Below are 13,122 nucleotides of genomic sequence, written 5' to 3'. Positions count from 1 at the left end.
CGGCGCAAACCGCTTGGATCCATGTCAAAGCAACGACGCCAACAATGGGGCGGCGAACAGATTGAGCAGTCCGGTGAGCACCATGACCAGCCCTGCAACCGAGCCTTCTTCGCCACCCACTTCATGGGCGCGACTGACGCCCGCGCCATGGGCGCCGACACCAAACAACGCGCCACGTGCCAGGGCGCTGCGCAGCGGCAGCCATTTGAGCAGCACCCCGCCCAGCATCGCGCCGAACACCCCGGTGACCATCACGAACACCGCTGTCAGCTCGGGCACGCCACCCAGGTCCTGCGCCAGCGGCATGGCAAACGGCGTGGTGATCGAGCGCGGCACCAGCGACAGCGTCACCGAGCTGTCCAGCGCCAAAGCTCTGGCCAGACCGAACGAGGTGGCAATCGATGCAGCACTGCCGGCCAGCATGCCCAGCAGCAACGCCGACCAGTGCCGGACCAGCAACCGTCGCTGTTGCCAGATCGGCACTGCAAACGCGACGGTGACCGGGCCGAGTACCAGCATCAGCCAGTGGGTGTTGCTGGAGTACTCGGCATAAGCCGTGTGCATCGGCACTGCGAGCGCCAACAGCAAGGCGGGGACCAGAATCAGCGGCGACAGCACGTAACGCCCGGTACGGCGATACAGCCAGCGACTGAGCAGGTAGGCCAGCAAGGTGAACGCCAGCCAGAACATCGGCATCAGCTCAAGCTTCATGGGACCGCCTCAGGCGCACGGCCAGTTCAACGGTGAACGCCGTCACCAGCATCACCATCAGCGTGCTCGCCGCAATCACCAGCAGAATCCGCCAGCCGTCATCACGCAGCAAGGCGCCGTAATCCAGCAGGCTCATCAGCGCCGGAATGAAGAACAGCAGCATCTCGGCCATCAACAGTCCTGCGCCCATTTGCAGCGCCGCCGGCTTGATCCAGCCGAACGCAAAAGCCAACAGCAGCAACGCCATGCCGATCACGCCGCCGGGGATCGGCCATGCCAGCCATGCGGCCAACTGGCAGCCGAGCAGATAGAGCCCCAGTAGCATGGCCAGTTCGGCCAGCAGGCGAGAGAGATATTTGAGGGTCGTGGCTTTCATAGGTGGGCTCCTTGTCAGGTGCTTATTTTACGAACCCGACTACCATCTCCGAAGCGAATTGTTAGACTCAAAGCCATTCCAATCAGGAATCAGGCCATGGAATTCAAACAGCTCAAAAGCTTCGTCGAAGTCATGCATCAGGGCGGTTTCACCCAAGCCGCGAAAACTTTGCACATCAGTCAGTCCGCCGTGAGCAAGCAGATCGCCCAGCTCGAACAGAGCCTCGGCACGCCGCTGCTCGATCGCCTGGGCTCGCAGATACGCCTGACCGCCGCCGGCAGTGTGGTGCTGCAAAGGGCCGAAGGCATGCTGCGCCTGCGTGATGAATTGCTCACGGAACTGGACGATCTCAGCCATCTGGCGCGTGGCGAGTTGCGCCTGGGTTTGCCCTTGCTGGGCAGCGATGCGTTGTTTGCCGGGCTGTTCGCCGAGTACCGACGGCGATACCCGAATATCAGCGTGCAGTTGCTTGAAGGCGGCAGCCGTAATATCGAACAGGCAGTGCTCAGTGGGGAGCTGGAGTTGGGTGGCAGCCTGCTGCCGAAAGATCCGCAGTTCGACTTTCAGCCGTTCTGTGATGAACCGCTGGATGCGCTGCTTCCGGTGGATCACCCGCTGGCGGCAAAAGGCGAAATCAGTCTGGAGGAACTGGCCGATACCCCGTTCCTTTTGTATCAGCGCAGTTTCGTGCTCAACGATCGTTTGCTTCAGGCGTGCCAGCAGATGGGCTTCACTCCGAAAGAAGGTGGCCGCAGCGGTCAGGCGGATTTTCTCGCGGCACTGGTTGCCGCCGGGCAAGGCGTAGTGCTGCTGCCCCGCGTGGTGGCCCGCGGTCTGGTGCGGCCAGGCGTGGTGCGCCTGACCTTGAACGCGCCGGACTACCTGCGCTGGGACATCGCCTTCATCTGGCGCCGGGGCGCCTATCTGTCGAAGGCTGCTCAGGCCTGGCTCGCACTGTTGCACGAGCGTGGGATCAGCCCTTGAGGATGGCGATCAACTGTTCCAGCCAAGGCTCGGCGTCGGTTTCCGGAGTGACGCTTTCACTGGCGTCGATGCGCAGCATGTCCTGCACTTCCCGTACGCCCAGTTCGCCGAACAATTCACGCATCTGCTCACCGCCGCCGCAAAAGGTGTCGCCGTAACTGGCGTCACCCAAGGCGATCACAGCGCCAGGCAGACCACGCCAGGCAGCGGGCAACTGATCACGGAGGGTCGAGTACAGGGGTTGCAGGTTGTCCGGCAACTCGCCCATGCCCGTAGTCGAAGTCACGGCGAGCAAGGCGTCAGGGCCAAAGGCCTGGAGATCGGCGAGGCTGGCGCGCGAGTTGTAGAAGGTTTCAAAACCGGCGGCTTTCAGCAGGCTTTGCGCGTGGCGAGCGACTTCTTCGGCCGTGCCGTACACCGAGCCGGAGAGGATGGCGACTTTCATCAATCTGATCCTGAAACTGAAAAAAAGAGCGGCGATAGTAACAGCCGCCGCTGCAATGTTGCGATTGGCTCTCGATACGCATTGATGGCCAGTAGACAGCGCCGATTGATCTTCTAGAATGCCTGACACCGACAACCTTGACGGGATTCAAAGATGATCAATGCCAGCCTCCTGCAAATGGTGATCAATGCGTCGAACGACGGAATTGTGGTGGCCGAGCGAGAAGGCAAGGAAGACAACATCCTGATTTACGTGAACCCGGCTTTCGAGCGCCTGACGGGCTACACCAGCGAGGAAATCCTCTATCAGGATTGCCGTTTTCTGCAGGCCGGAGACCGGGACCAGGAAAATCTGTCGCTGATTCGCGAAGCTTTGCACAGCAACGGTTCGTGTCGGGAAATCATCCGTAACTATCGCAAGGACGGCACGCCGTTCTGGAACGAACTGTCGCTGTCGACGGTAAAAAACGCTGATGACGGACAGACATACTTTGTTGGCGTGCAGAAGGATGTCACCGTTCAGGTAAAGGCGCAGCAGCGGGTTGCACAGCTGGAGGCCCAGGTCACGGCACTCGAAGCCGAGCTTGCCGCCCTGAAAGCGACGAACGGCGCAAACAAAACTGCGAACTAAGTGTCAGTAACTACAATCACCAATGACTTTGTAATTATTTATTTCGAGCTAGCCATGCAACGCGACGCCCTCCTGACCCAGGATGAGCTGGATTTCATCCAGACCATGCAACACAACCCGCAACTCAATGTGCGGGATGCGACGTCGAGCCTGTTGGTCAATGGTGGTTCGCAGATCCGTGACCTGCTCACGCGACTGGCGGCCCACGAACAGATCACCATCCAGGCCAGTTTCGAAAACCAGCAGATGACTTTTCCGTTGCATCTGGTGGAGGACGAATTCCACGCGCTGCATCTGCGTCTGGGCGTACCAAGCATCTATGAAGACGGGCCGATGGTGCGCCCGTGGCGTCTGACCCTGGAAGAACCGGTAGCCCTGGAGAATGCCAAAGGGCAACCGGGCATGTTGTGGGTTCACGAGGTTTCGCACAAAGGCGTGTTGCTGGAAGTGCGCAACAAGACCAAACCGCCCCGGCATTTTGCCCTGTGGTTCAGCCCTTCAGGCTATGAGCGGATTTCCCTGCGCGGCACTTTCGAACGGGAAACCGAAAGCGGTTTCTTCGCCTACGATTTGAGCCAGAGTGATGCCGACGAAACCGAACGTCTGCGCCAGTTCATCCTGCAACAGCATCGTCTTACCCACCCTGCCCTGCACGCCTGAGTCTCAGGTATCCAGCGTGCCTGCGAGGAACTGATTCATGCGCTGACGCATGGTCGATCCTTCATTGCCCAGACAGCCCACCGATGATCCGGCCAGGCTGTCCTGCGCCAGATCGGCGGCATCGCCCGCCAGCATCAACTGACAATCAAGACTCAAGGCCAGACGATTCAGACGTCGTGGCAGCTCTGCGGTCGGCGCGTGATTGGAAAACAGCACCAGCGCCTCGGGCCTGGTCTTTTCGCACACCAGCGTCAGCTCATCGAACGGCTGGCCGGTGGTGAGCACTCGAACACCTGCGTCATTGCCGCTGAGAAACAGCGCCGCCACCAGCAATTCAAGCTCACGACACTGACCGGCCAGCGCGCTGACGATCACTTTGCGCGGTTGCGAGCCGCGCAACACAACGATGCGCTGCAGCACCTTCGCTCTCAGAAAACCATCGAAGAACAACCACTCACTGGTCTGCCCGAATGCGTCCTGACGCTGAAGCATTTGCAGCCACAGCGGCATCAGGATGTCCTGAAATACCACGGGCAAGGCATAGGAGGAGAAAATCTGGCCGTAGACCTGGTCGAGCAACTGATCGTCGAATGAGCTGATTGCCTGCCGAACCTGCTCCTGCCACTGAACGTAGTCCGCCTGTACCAGGTCATCGGGGATGAGATGGGACAGCACTTTCATCGGTTCGGTCTTGGCCAGGATCTTGCCGACCTTGCTCACCGCCACACCACGATCAATCCAGTCGACGATGCTGCGAACACGCTCGATATCGGTCATCGAATACAACCGATGCCCACTTTCGGTGCGTGTTGGCTGGATCAAACCATAGCGCCGTTCCCATGCGCGCAACGTGACAGGGTTGACGCCGGTCAGACGCGCCACTTCACGTATCGGGAAAAGTTCTTCGCGCTCCAGCGCAACAGATAACGGCGAAGCAGGGCGAACGTCTGTAATGACAGGCATTGGGGCGGACACTTCCTTGCTGGCGAAGTTGGATCCCATTCTACCCCGGATGCCGCTCTCCGGTTCAACCGACGAAATGGGACGAAAGTCTCTGGTTTTGTCACGATAATCAGGAATAATCCTTGCTTGTCGAAAAGCGCAGCCCTCTACCCCGGCGCTGCGTCAGGCGAAGTTCCTACCCGGAGCGACGTAAATGCAATACGGAGATACACAATGTCTACTTCCCCCGTCACGCTGATGGTTGCACGTCGCGTCGCCGATGGCCGCTATCAGGACCTGATCGCCTGGCTGCGCGAAGGCGAACAACTGGCCACCGATTTTCCCGGCTATCTCGGTTCCGGCGTCCTGGCTCCGCCTCCCGGCGATAATGAATTCCAGATCATTTTCCGCTTTGTCGACGAACAGACTCTGCATGCCTGGGAGCATTCTGCATCGCGCACCGCGTGGCTGTCCCGTGGCAGTGATCTGTTCGCCCATCCGAAGGAACATCGGGTCAGCGGCATCGAGGGCTGGTTCGGCGCAGCAGGTGTCCGCCCACCGCGCTGGAAACAGGCCGTGGCAATCTGGCTGGCATTCTTCCCGGTGTCGCTGCTGTTCAACTTCGTACTGGGCCCGCTGCTCGGTGAAATGAGCCTGCTGCCTCGCGTGTTCGCCAGCACGCTGTGCCTGACACCCCTGATGGTCTACTTCTTCATCCCGCTGTCGACGCGTCTGCTGGCCGGCTGGCTCAACAGCGCCCCGGCCCGTCCACTGCCTGGCGCGGCATCCACGCAAAATCGCTGAAACCATCGCTCGCGTCGCTGTTATAGTTTTTGCTCAGACTTCGACGCGAGCCGTTCATGACCACTTCCGCCGCTCCCATTCTTATCACTGGCGCCGGCCAGCGCGTCGGGCTGCATTGTGCGCAGCGTTTGCTGGAGAACGGCCACCGCGTCATCTTCACTTACCGCAACGAACGTCCGGGCGTGAAGATGCTGAGGGATCTGGGCGCCATCGCCTTGTTCGCGGACTTTTCCAGTGAAGCCTCCATCCTGGCGTTTATCGCCGAACTGAAAACCCACACCGACAGCCTGCGGGCCATCGTCCACAACGCCTCCGAATGGCTGGCGGAAAACGAGGACGGTGAAGCCGAAGCCTTCACCCGCATGTTCAACATCCACATGCTGGCGCCGTACCTGATCAATCTGCATTGCGCCAATCTGCTGCAACGTTCGAGCCCCGCCGACATCATCCACATCAGCGACGACGTCACGCGCAAGGGCAGCAGCAGACACATCGGTTACTGCGCCAGCAAGGCCGGGCTCGACAGCCTCACGCTATCCTTCGCTGCGCGCTACGCCCCATCAATCAAGGTCAACGGCATTGCCCCGGCCCTGCTATTGTTCAATCCCGATGATGACGCAGCGTACCGCGCCAAGGCGCTGGCCAAGTCCGCGCTGGGCATCGAGCCCGGCAGCGAAGTGATCTATCAGAGCCTGCGCTACCTGCTCGACAACCCCTACGTGACCGGCACCACCCTGACCGTCAACGGCGGGCGACACGTCAAGTAATACGCCCCCGCGAGGATGCTCCATGAGCCGTTCACTGCCCGAAAACTACCGCGAGATCCTGATCGGCCTCGGTGAAGATCCCGACCGCGAAGGCTTGCTCGACACACCGGCGCGCGCGGCCAAGGCTATGCAGTATCTGTGTCACGGCTATGGGCAAAGTGTCGACGAGATCGTCAATGGTGCACTGTTCGCTTCCGACAGCGACGAGATGATCATCGTCGCCGACATCGAGTTGTACTCGTTGTGCGAACATCACCTGCTGCCCTTCATCGGCAAGGCCCATGTGGCTTATATTCCGACAGGCAAGGTACTGGGACTGTCGAAGATCGCGCGTCTGGTGGACATGTTCGCCCGCCGCCTGCAGATCCAGGAAAACCTCACCCGGCAGATCGCCGAGGCGGTCCAGCAAGTCACCGACGCCGCCGGTGTCGCGGTGGTGATCGAAGCCCGGCACATGTGCATGATGATGCGCGGTGTCGAGAAACAGAATTCGACCATGAACACCTCGGTCATGCTCGGCGCCTTCCGCGAGTCGAGCAACACCCGCCAGGAGTTCCTGCAATTGATTGGACGGAGCAAGTAAATGCCACAACTTCAACCGGGAATGGCGCGCATCCGGGTCAAGGATCTGCGCCTGCGCACCTTTATCGGGATCAACGAGGACGAAATCCTCAACAAGCAGGATGTGCTGATCAATCTGACCATCCTGTACGCCGCGCAGGAAGCGGTGCGTGACAACGACATCGACCACGCGCTGAACTACCGCACCATCACCAAGGCGATCATCGCCCATGTGGAGGGCAATCGCTTCGCGCTGCTCGAACGCCTGACCCAGGAGCTGCTGGATCTGGTAATGGCCAATGAATCGGTGCTCTACGCCGAGGTCGAGGTCGACAAGCCTCACGCGTTGCGTTTTGCCGAGTCGGTGTCGATCACCCTCGCCGCCAGCCGCTGAGTGCGTCTGGCGCTCCGGGCGTCAGACTTTTATCATCCGCGCCACGATTTGACTGCACAGAGCCCATCATGACCGAGCAACAACGCCTCGAACTCGAAGCCGCCGCCTTCCGCCGGCTGGTCGCCCACCTGGACAGCCGCAAGGACGTGCAGAACATCGACCTGATGAACCTTTCCGGGTTCTGTCGCAACTGCCTGTCCAAGTGGTACAAGGCTGCCGCCGACGAGCGCCAGATCGAGGTCAGCCTCGACGAAGCTCGCGAAGTGGTTTACGGCATGCCGTACGCCGAGTGGAAAGCCCAATATCAGCAAGAAGCCAGCGCCGAACAACAAGCGGCGTTCGCCAAAGGAAAACCCCATGAGTGATCTGAACACCCTGCGCGCCAGCCTCAAGAGCGGCGAACACGTTTTTGCCGACACCCTGTCCTTCATCGCCGCCGGTTACGACTATCAGCCTCAGGCGTTCAACAACGGTGGCGTGGAAAACGCGGCCGGGCAGAACGAAGGTTCGTGCAAGACCCTGGGTCTGGCGCTGCTGGAAGGCCTGAGCGATGAGGAAGCGCTGCTGGCGTTCGGCGAACACTACCGCTCGGTCGTGGCAACGCCTGAAGGCAGCGATCACGGCAATATCCGCGCCTTGATCGCCCACGGTCTGGCAGGCGTGAAATTCACCGCGCAGCCGCTGACCCGCCGCTGATTTAGAGCGAATCGCAGGCATGAAAAAACCGGCCAATTGGCCGGTTTTTTCATGCCTGCGTTCTTAGAACGAAGCGTTCTGCAGACCGTCCAGGTAACGCTCGGTGTCCAGTGCCGCCATGCAGCCGGCGCCGGCCGAGGTGATGGCCTGACGGTAAACGTGGTCGGCCACGTCACCGGCAGCGAAGATGCCTTCGACGCTGGTCGCGGTGGCGTTGCCTTCACGGCCGCCCTGAACGACGAGGTAGCCGTCCTTCAGCTCCAACTGACCTTCGAACAGCGAGGTGTTCGGGGTATGGCCGATGGCGATGAACACGCCGTCGACCTTGATTTCGTCGAAGCTGCCGTCGTTGTTCTTCAGACGCGCACCGGTCACGCCCATGTTGTCGCCCAGCACTTCGTCCAGGGTCGCGTTCAGTTTCAGCTCGATCTTGCCTTCGGCCACACGGGCGTTGAGCTTGTCGATCAGGATCTTCTCGGCGCGGAAGGTTTCGCGACGGTGGATCAGGGTGACCTTGCTGGCGATGTTGGCCAGGTACAGCGCTTCTTCAACAGCGGTGTTGCCGCCACCGACCACGGCCACCGGCTTGTTGCGATAGAAGAAACCGTCGCAGGTCGCGCAGGCGGAAACGCCTTTGCCCATGAACGCTTCTTCCGACGGCAGGCCCAGGTAACGAGCGCTGGCGCCCGTGGCGATGATCAGGGCGTCGCAGGTGTAGGTGCCGCTGTCGCCGGTCAGGCTGTATGGCTTGGAAGCGAAGTCCACGGCGTTGATGTGATCGAAGACGATCTCGGTTTCAAAACGCTCGGCGTGCTCGCGCATGCGCTCCATCAGCACCGGACCGGTCAGACCGTGAACGTCGCCCGGCCAGTTGTCGACTTCGGTGGTGGTGGTCAGTTGACCGCCGGCCTGCATGCCAGTGATCAGCAGCGGCTTGAGGTTGGCACGGGCAGCGTAGACAGCAGCGCTGTAACCGGCAGGGCCGGAACCGAGAATGATCACTCGCGAATGACGGACTTCAGACATGAACCTGTCTCCTGTTGACCGGCCGATACATCAGGCGCGGACGCCGGACTGCCGGCGAGAATAAAAAAGGACTGTGGATAACCTTGGGGAAGGCGTGAGCTCGACAGTCCTGTAAAAAGTTGGGTGCAGCGTATCGAGGGGGGCAAGATTAAGGAAATACGGTTTAACAATCCAGCTCATAGGTGGTCTCTATGCCGACACACTGACGAGATGGACGTCTTTGTTACAGTGAATGTCGATCCCGCTGCCGCGCTTTCACAGGTTGTGCAAAGTCGGTAAGGTCGGCGCGTTTTCCCTTGCTCGGAGCACCTTATGCCCGCCCCTGTTCTGTCCGGCCCGCAATACCTGCGCGAAGGCCTCAAACTGGTCTTGAGCCCGGGACTGCGCCTGTTCGTGCTGCTGCCGCTGGCCATCAACCTGGTGCTGTTCGTCGGATTGATCTATTTCGCCGGACACCAGTTCAGCCTGTGGGTCGACTCCCTGATGCCATCGCTCCCCGACTGGCTGAGTTTTCTCAGTTACATCCTGTGGCCGCTGTTCGTGGTGCTGGTGGCGTTGATGGTGTTCTTCACCTTCACCCTGCTGGCCAACGTCATCGCGGCGCCGTTCAACGGCTTCCTCGCGGAAAAGGTTGAAGTGGTGGTGCGCGGCACCGACGACTTCCCGGCCTTCAGCTGGGGCGAACTGATCGCCATGATCCCGCGCACCCTGGCCCGGGAAATGCGCAAGCTCGGTTACTTCCTGCCCCGGGCAATCGGCCTGTTCATCCTGTCGTTCATCCCGATGGTGAACATTATCGCCGCGCCGCTGTGGCTGCTGTTCGGCGTATGGATGATGGCGATCCAGTACATCGACTACCCGGCCGACAACCACAAACTGGGCTGGAATGAGATGCTCGCCTGGCTGCGCCAGAAGCGCTGGCAGAGCATGAGCTTCGGCGGGATCGTCTACCTGGCGCTGCTGATTCCGGTGGTCAACATCCTGATGATGCCTGCCGCCGTGGCCGGAGCGACGTTGTTCTGGGTGCGCGAACGCGGGGCCGAAAATCTTGTGACGCAACGCTGAGCCCGCGTCACAAATCCATCATCCGAACGTCACAAGCGCGACATGGCCTCAGCCGACACTGAGGCCATGACGACAGCTCTACATATCACCCTGATCAGCGAAACCTTCCCACCGGAAATCAACGGGGTGGCCAATACCCTTGGCCGCTTGTGCGACGGTTTGCGCGCACGCGGGCATCGGGTGGAACTGGTGCGACCGCGTCAAGGTGACGATCCGCAGCGCAGTGAAGACGATGCGCTGCTGTTGTGCCGGGGCTGGCCGTTGCCGGGCTATCCGGGGTTGCAGTGGGGTCAGTCGTCGATGCACAAGTTGCTGCGACGCTGGACTCGCCAACGCCCGGATGTGCTGTACATCGCCACCGAAGGCCCCCTCGGGTTGTCTGCACTGCGAGCCGCACGCCGCCTGGGTATTGCCGTGGTCAGCGGCTTCCACACCAATTTTCAGCAGTACACCAACCAGTACGGCCTCGGCTTGCTGACGCGTTTGCTGACCCACTATCTGCGCTGGTTTCACAATCGTTCGGCCCTGACCCTGGTGCCGAGCGTCAGCCAGCGCCTGGAGCTGGAGCGGCGGCATTTCGATCGTCTGGCACTGCTGTCCCGAGGGGTCGACAGCCAGTTGTTTCACCCGACCAAACGGCTGAACGCCTTGCGCGAGCAATGGGGACTGAACGAGCAGGACATTGCGGTGATTCATGTCGGACGCCTTGCCCCCGAAAAAAATCTTGCCCTGCTCAAACGTTGCTTCGACAAACTCGCCGGCGCGTACCCGCAACGTAATCTGAAACTGATCATCGTCGGTGACGGACCGCAGCGCGCAGCCCTGGAAAAGGAATTGCCCAACGCGATTTTCTGCGGCTCGCAACGCGGCGAAGCATTGGCGGCGCACTATGCGTCCGGTGATCTGTTCCTGTTTCCGAGCATGACCGAAACCTTCGGCAACGTCGTGCTGGAGGCACTGGCGTCAGGCCTTGGCGTGGTGGCCTACGATCAGGCAGCGGCGGCACAACATATCCGCCATGGCTACAACGGCGTGCTGGCGATGCCGGGGGATGAAGAAGCGTTTTGCGATGCAGCGCAGTGGCTGCTGGAAGAGGATGAAACCTTGCGTTGCGTCAGGTTGAACGCCCGCCAGCATGCCAGTCGCCAAGGCTGGGCGGCGATCATCGAGCAGTTTGAAAACCATCTGCAGGGAGCTTGCCGCGACCTGCGCGACAAGCCCCCCACTGCGATCAAACCAGCGTCATCAACGCCTCACGGCTGAATGGCAGAATGTCCTGCTCGCGGCCTTCGCGCACTTTCTGCGCCCAGTCCGGATCCACCAGCAGCGCACGCCCCACTGCCACCAGATCGAACTCATCGTTGTTCAGACGCTCCAGCAGTTTTTCCAGACTGGCCGGTTGTGCCACCTTGTCGGTGTTGACCATGAACTGCAGGAACTCGCCATCGAGGCCGACGCTGCCAACGGTGATGGTCGGTTTGCCGGTCAGTTTGCGGGTCCAGCCGGCCAGGTTCAGTTCGGAACCGTCGAATTCCGGCTCCCAGAAACGGCGCGTCGAGCAGTGGAAAATATCCACACCGGCGTCGGACAATGGCTGGAGAAACTCGCCCAACGCCTCCGGGGTCTGCACCAGACGTGCGGTGTAGTCCTGCTGCTTCCACTGGGAGAAGCGGAAGATGATCGGGAAACCTTCGCCAACAGCTGCGCGTACGGCCTGAATCAGCTCGATGGCAAAACGCGAACGGTTGGCCAGGCTGCCGCCGTATTCGTCGGTGCGCTGGTTGCTGCCTTCCCAGAAGAACTGGTCGATCAGGTAACCGTGGGCGCCGTGGATTTCCACGCCGTCCATGCCGATGCTCTTGGCATCCTTGGCAGCCTGGGCGAAGGCTGCGATCACGTCCTGAATATCCTGCTTCGTCATGCCGTGCACCACGACCTGACCGTCCTTGAGTTTCTCGGTCGGGCCATAACCCGGCACGCTGGCATCCGGCTCGGTGCCGATGCGGCGAACGCTGCCGACGTGCCACAGTTGCGGGACGATCTTGCCGCCCTCGGCATGCACCGCGTCGACGACTTTCTTCCAGCCGGCCAGTGCCGCTTCACCGAAAAACTGCGGCACATTCGGGTAACCATTGGAGGCTTGATGGCCAACGGTGGTGCCCTCGGTGATGATCAGGCCGACGCCCGCTGCCGCGCGACGACGGTAGTACTCGATCACTTTGGAATTGGGTACGCCGCCCGGAGAGAACGAACGGGTCATCGGCGCCATGACCACGCGGGTCGGCAGTTCGAGGGCACCAAGCTGGAACGGTTTGAACAGGGCTTGCACGGGCATGGGAGGCTCCACGAAAAATTGATCGACGGGCATGCGATTCATATGACGGCGATAATATGCGGAGTTTCAACCCATCGATAGCACTATTGATCTGAATGATTAAGGGTCAAAAGGCAGGCGAAAAAAATCGCAGCTCGAGGGCTGCGATTTTTGCGTTTCAGCTCAGGGCTTTTTCGATCGCCGTGATCACCGAAGGATCATCCGGCGCCGTGCGCGGCGAGAAGCGCGCCAGCACGCGACCGTCCTTGCCGAGCAGGAATTTCTCGAAATTCCAGGTGATGTCACCGGGAAATTCGGCCCCCTCGCCCGCCAGCAGCCGGTACAGCTGATGGCGATCGTGACCGTTGACTTCGAGCTTTTTCGACAACGGAAAACTCACGCCATAGTTGAGGCTGCAGAATTCCTGAATCTCCTGCTCGCTGCCCGGTTCCTGACCGGCAAACTGGTTGCACGGCAGGCCCAGCACACTGAAACCTTTGCCCTTGTATTGCTGATAGAGGTTTTCCAGCGCCGCGTACTGTGGGGTCAAGCCGCATTTGGAGGCGACGTTGACCACCAGCACGACTTGGCCCTTGAAGGGTGCCAGCGGTAGCTCCTGACCATCCAGGGCTGTCAACTTAAGGTCGTGAAAAGCACTCATGACGAACTCCAGATTCCCGTGTTCTACTCGAAACAGCCACTTGGCGAGACCACCAAGGACAGCCGCGGACTAAAAAGGCGCCCTCG

Annotated in this window: 18 protein-coding genes; 11 read left to right on the top strand and 7 right to left on the bottom strand. The window is 60.4% G+C overall.

Features of this window, described 5'->3' with window-relative positions; genetic code table 11:
• Positions 1–24 precede the first annotated feature (24 nt).
• Complete coding sequence (locus ACSPX5_RS28460) at positions 25–711, bottom strand: LrgB family protein (protein ID WP_207865271.1); 687 nt, start codon at positions 709–711, stop codon at positions 25–27.
• Positions 701–1,087, bottom strand: coding sequence for a CidA/LrgA family protein (locus ACSPX5_RS28455; RefSeq protein ID WP_169428904.1), 387 nt, complete (start codon positions 1,085–1,087; stop codon positions 701–703). Before ACSPX5_RS28455 ends, ACSPX5_RS28460 begins: the two co-directional genes overlap by 11 nt.
• 96 nt (positions 1,088–1,183) lie before the next feature.
• Here ACSPX5_RS28455 and ACSPX5_RS28450 point away from each other — a divergent pair, with 96 nt between their 5' ends.
• On the top strand, positions 1,184–2,071 hold the full coding sequence (locus ACSPX5_RS28450) for a LysR family transcriptional regulator (protein ID WP_439820695.1): 888 nt from the start codon (positions 1,184–1,186) through the stop codon (positions 2,069–2,071).
• On the opposite strand, the gene ACSPX5_RS28445 is transcribed toward ACSPX5_RS28450, so the two are convergent.
• Positions 2,061–2,516, bottom strand: coding sequence for a flavodoxin (locus ACSPX5_RS28445; RefSeq protein ID WP_439820694.1), 456 nt, complete (start codon positions 2,514–2,516; stop codon positions 2,061–2,063). The genes ACSPX5_RS28450 and ACSPX5_RS28445 overlap by 11 nt on opposite strands.
• A 153-nt stretch (positions 2,517–2,669) precedes the next feature.
• Between ACSPX5_RS28445 and ACSPX5_RS28440 the strand changes: the two genes are divergently transcribed.
• The gene (locus ACSPX5_RS28440; protein ID WP_169428901.1) at positions 2,670–3,146 is read left to right on the top strand and encodes a PAS domain-containing protein; all 477 of its coding nucleotides are present in this window, start codon (positions 2,670–2,672) and stop codon (positions 3,144–3,146) included.
• 54 nt (positions 3,147–3,200) lie between these two features.
• On the top strand, positions 3,201–3,806 hold the full coding sequence (locus ACSPX5_RS28435) for a hypothetical protein (RefSeq protein ID WP_207865265.1): 606 nt from the start codon (positions 3,201–3,203) through the stop codon (positions 3,804–3,806).
• Between the two features lie 3 nt (positions 3,807–3,809).
• Here the strand turns inward: ACSPX5_RS28435 and ACSPX5_RS28430 are convergent, their stop codons facing one another.
• Complete coding sequence (locus tag ACSPX5_RS28430) at positions 3,810–4,769, bottom strand: MerR family transcriptional regulator (protein ID WP_323160013.1); 960 nt, start codon at positions 4,767–4,769, stop codon at positions 3,810–3,812.
• Positions 4,770–4,982: 213 nt separating this feature from the next.
• Here ACSPX5_RS28430 and ACSPX5_RS28425 point away from each other — a divergent pair, with 213 nt between their 5' ends.
• The 6 genes from ACSPX5_RS28425 to ACSPX5_RS28400 all read left to right on the top strand — a co-directional run bounded on the left by ACSPX5_RS28425 (position 4,983) and on the right by ACSPX5_RS28400 (position 7,970).
• Complete coding sequence (locus tag ACSPX5_RS28425; RefSeq protein WP_439820693.1) at positions 4,983–5,552, top strand: antibiotic biosynthesis monooxygenase; 570 nt, start codon at positions 4,983–4,985, stop codon at positions 5,550–5,552.
• A 56-nt stretch (positions 5,553–5,608) separates the two neighbouring features.
• Positions 5,609–6,319 carry a dihydromonapterin reductase gene (gene folM, locus ACSPX5_RS28420; RefSeq protein ID WP_439820692.1) on the top strand — a complete coding sequence of 237 codons (711 nt, stop codon included), beginning with the start codon at positions 5,609–5,611 and terminating at the stop codon, positions 6,317–6,319.
• A 22-nt stretch (positions 6,320–6,341) separates the two neighbouring features.
• Positions 6,342–6,902, top strand: coding sequence for a GTP cyclohydrolase I FolE (gene folE, locus ACSPX5_RS28415; protein ID WP_207865258.1), 561 nt, complete (start codon positions 6,342–6,344; stop codon positions 6,900–6,902).
• The gene (gene folX, locus ACSPX5_RS28410) at positions 6,903–7,274 is read left to right on the top strand and encodes a dihydroneopterin triphosphate 2'-epimerase (protein WP_007957207.1); all 372 of its coding nucleotides are present in this window, start codon (positions 6,903–6,905) and stop codon (positions 7,272–7,274) included.
• Between the two features lie 68 nt (positions 7,275–7,342).
• Positions 7,343–7,639 (top strand): DUF1244 domain-containing protein, encoded by a 297-nt coding sequence (locus ACSPX5_RS28405; RefSeq protein ID WP_323160014.1) that lies wholly within the window; start codon positions 7,343–7,345, stop codon positions 7,637–7,639.
• Entirely contained in the window at positions 7,632–7,970 is a 339-nt protein-coding gene (locus ACSPX5_RS28400) for a HopJ type III effector protein (protein WP_207865254.1), read from the top strand. The genes ACSPX5_RS28405 and ACSPX5_RS28400 overlap by 8 nt, the downstream gene beginning before the upstream one ends.
• 63 nt (positions 7,971–8,033) lie before the next feature.
• On the opposite strand, the gene trxB is transcribed toward ACSPX5_RS28400, so the two are convergent.
• Positions 8,034–8,996, bottom strand: coding sequence for a thioredoxin-disulfide reductase (gene trxB / locus ACSPX5_RS28395; protein WP_039769336.1), 963 nt, complete (start codon positions 8,994–8,996; stop codon positions 8,034–8,036).
• 312 nt (positions 8,997–9,308) lie between these two features.
• Between trxB and cysZ the strand changes: the two genes are divergently transcribed.
• Positions 9,309–10,061: a sulfate transporter CysZ gene (gene cysZ, locus ACSPX5_RS28390; RefSeq protein ID WP_169428893.1), complete on the top strand. Its 753-nt coding sequence runs from the start codon at positions 9,309–9,311 to the stop codon at positions 10,059–10,061.
• 42 nt (positions 10,062–10,103) lie between these two features.
• Complete coding sequence (locus ACSPX5_RS28385; protein WP_169428892.1) at positions 10,104–11,324, top strand: glycosyltransferase family 4 protein; 1,221 nt, start codon at positions 10,104–10,106, stop codon at positions 11,322–11,324.
• Here the strand turns inward: ACSPX5_RS28385 and ACSPX5_RS28380 are convergent.
• Together ACSPX5_RS28380 and ACSPX5_RS28375 are read right to left on the bottom strand one after the other, a co-directional pair.
• Entirely contained in the window at positions 11,293–12,396 is a 1,104-nt protein-coding gene (locus ACSPX5_RS28380) for an NADH:flavin oxidoreductase (RefSeq protein WP_323160015.1), read from the bottom strand. The two genes, ACSPX5_RS28385 and ACSPX5_RS28380, sit on opposite strands and share 32 nt — an antisense overlap.
• A gap of 157 nt (positions 12,397–12,553) precedes the next feature.
• Positions 12,554–13,036, bottom strand: coding sequence for a glutathione peroxidase (locus tag ACSPX5_RS28375; protein WP_007959082.1), 483 nt, complete (start codon positions 13,034–13,036; stop codon positions 12,554–12,556).
• Between the last annotated feature and the right edge of the window lie 86 nt (positions 13,037–13,122).

Origin of the sequence: Pseudomonas sp. HLG18, assembly GCF_051903985.1 — a bacterium.
GTDB classification, from domain to species: Bacteria; Pseudomonadota; Gammaproteobacteria; order Pseudomonadales; family Pseudomonadaceae; genus Aquipseudomonas; species Aquipseudomonas fluorescens_BT.
This window is presented reverse-complemented; position numbering and strand designations above follow the sequence as displayed.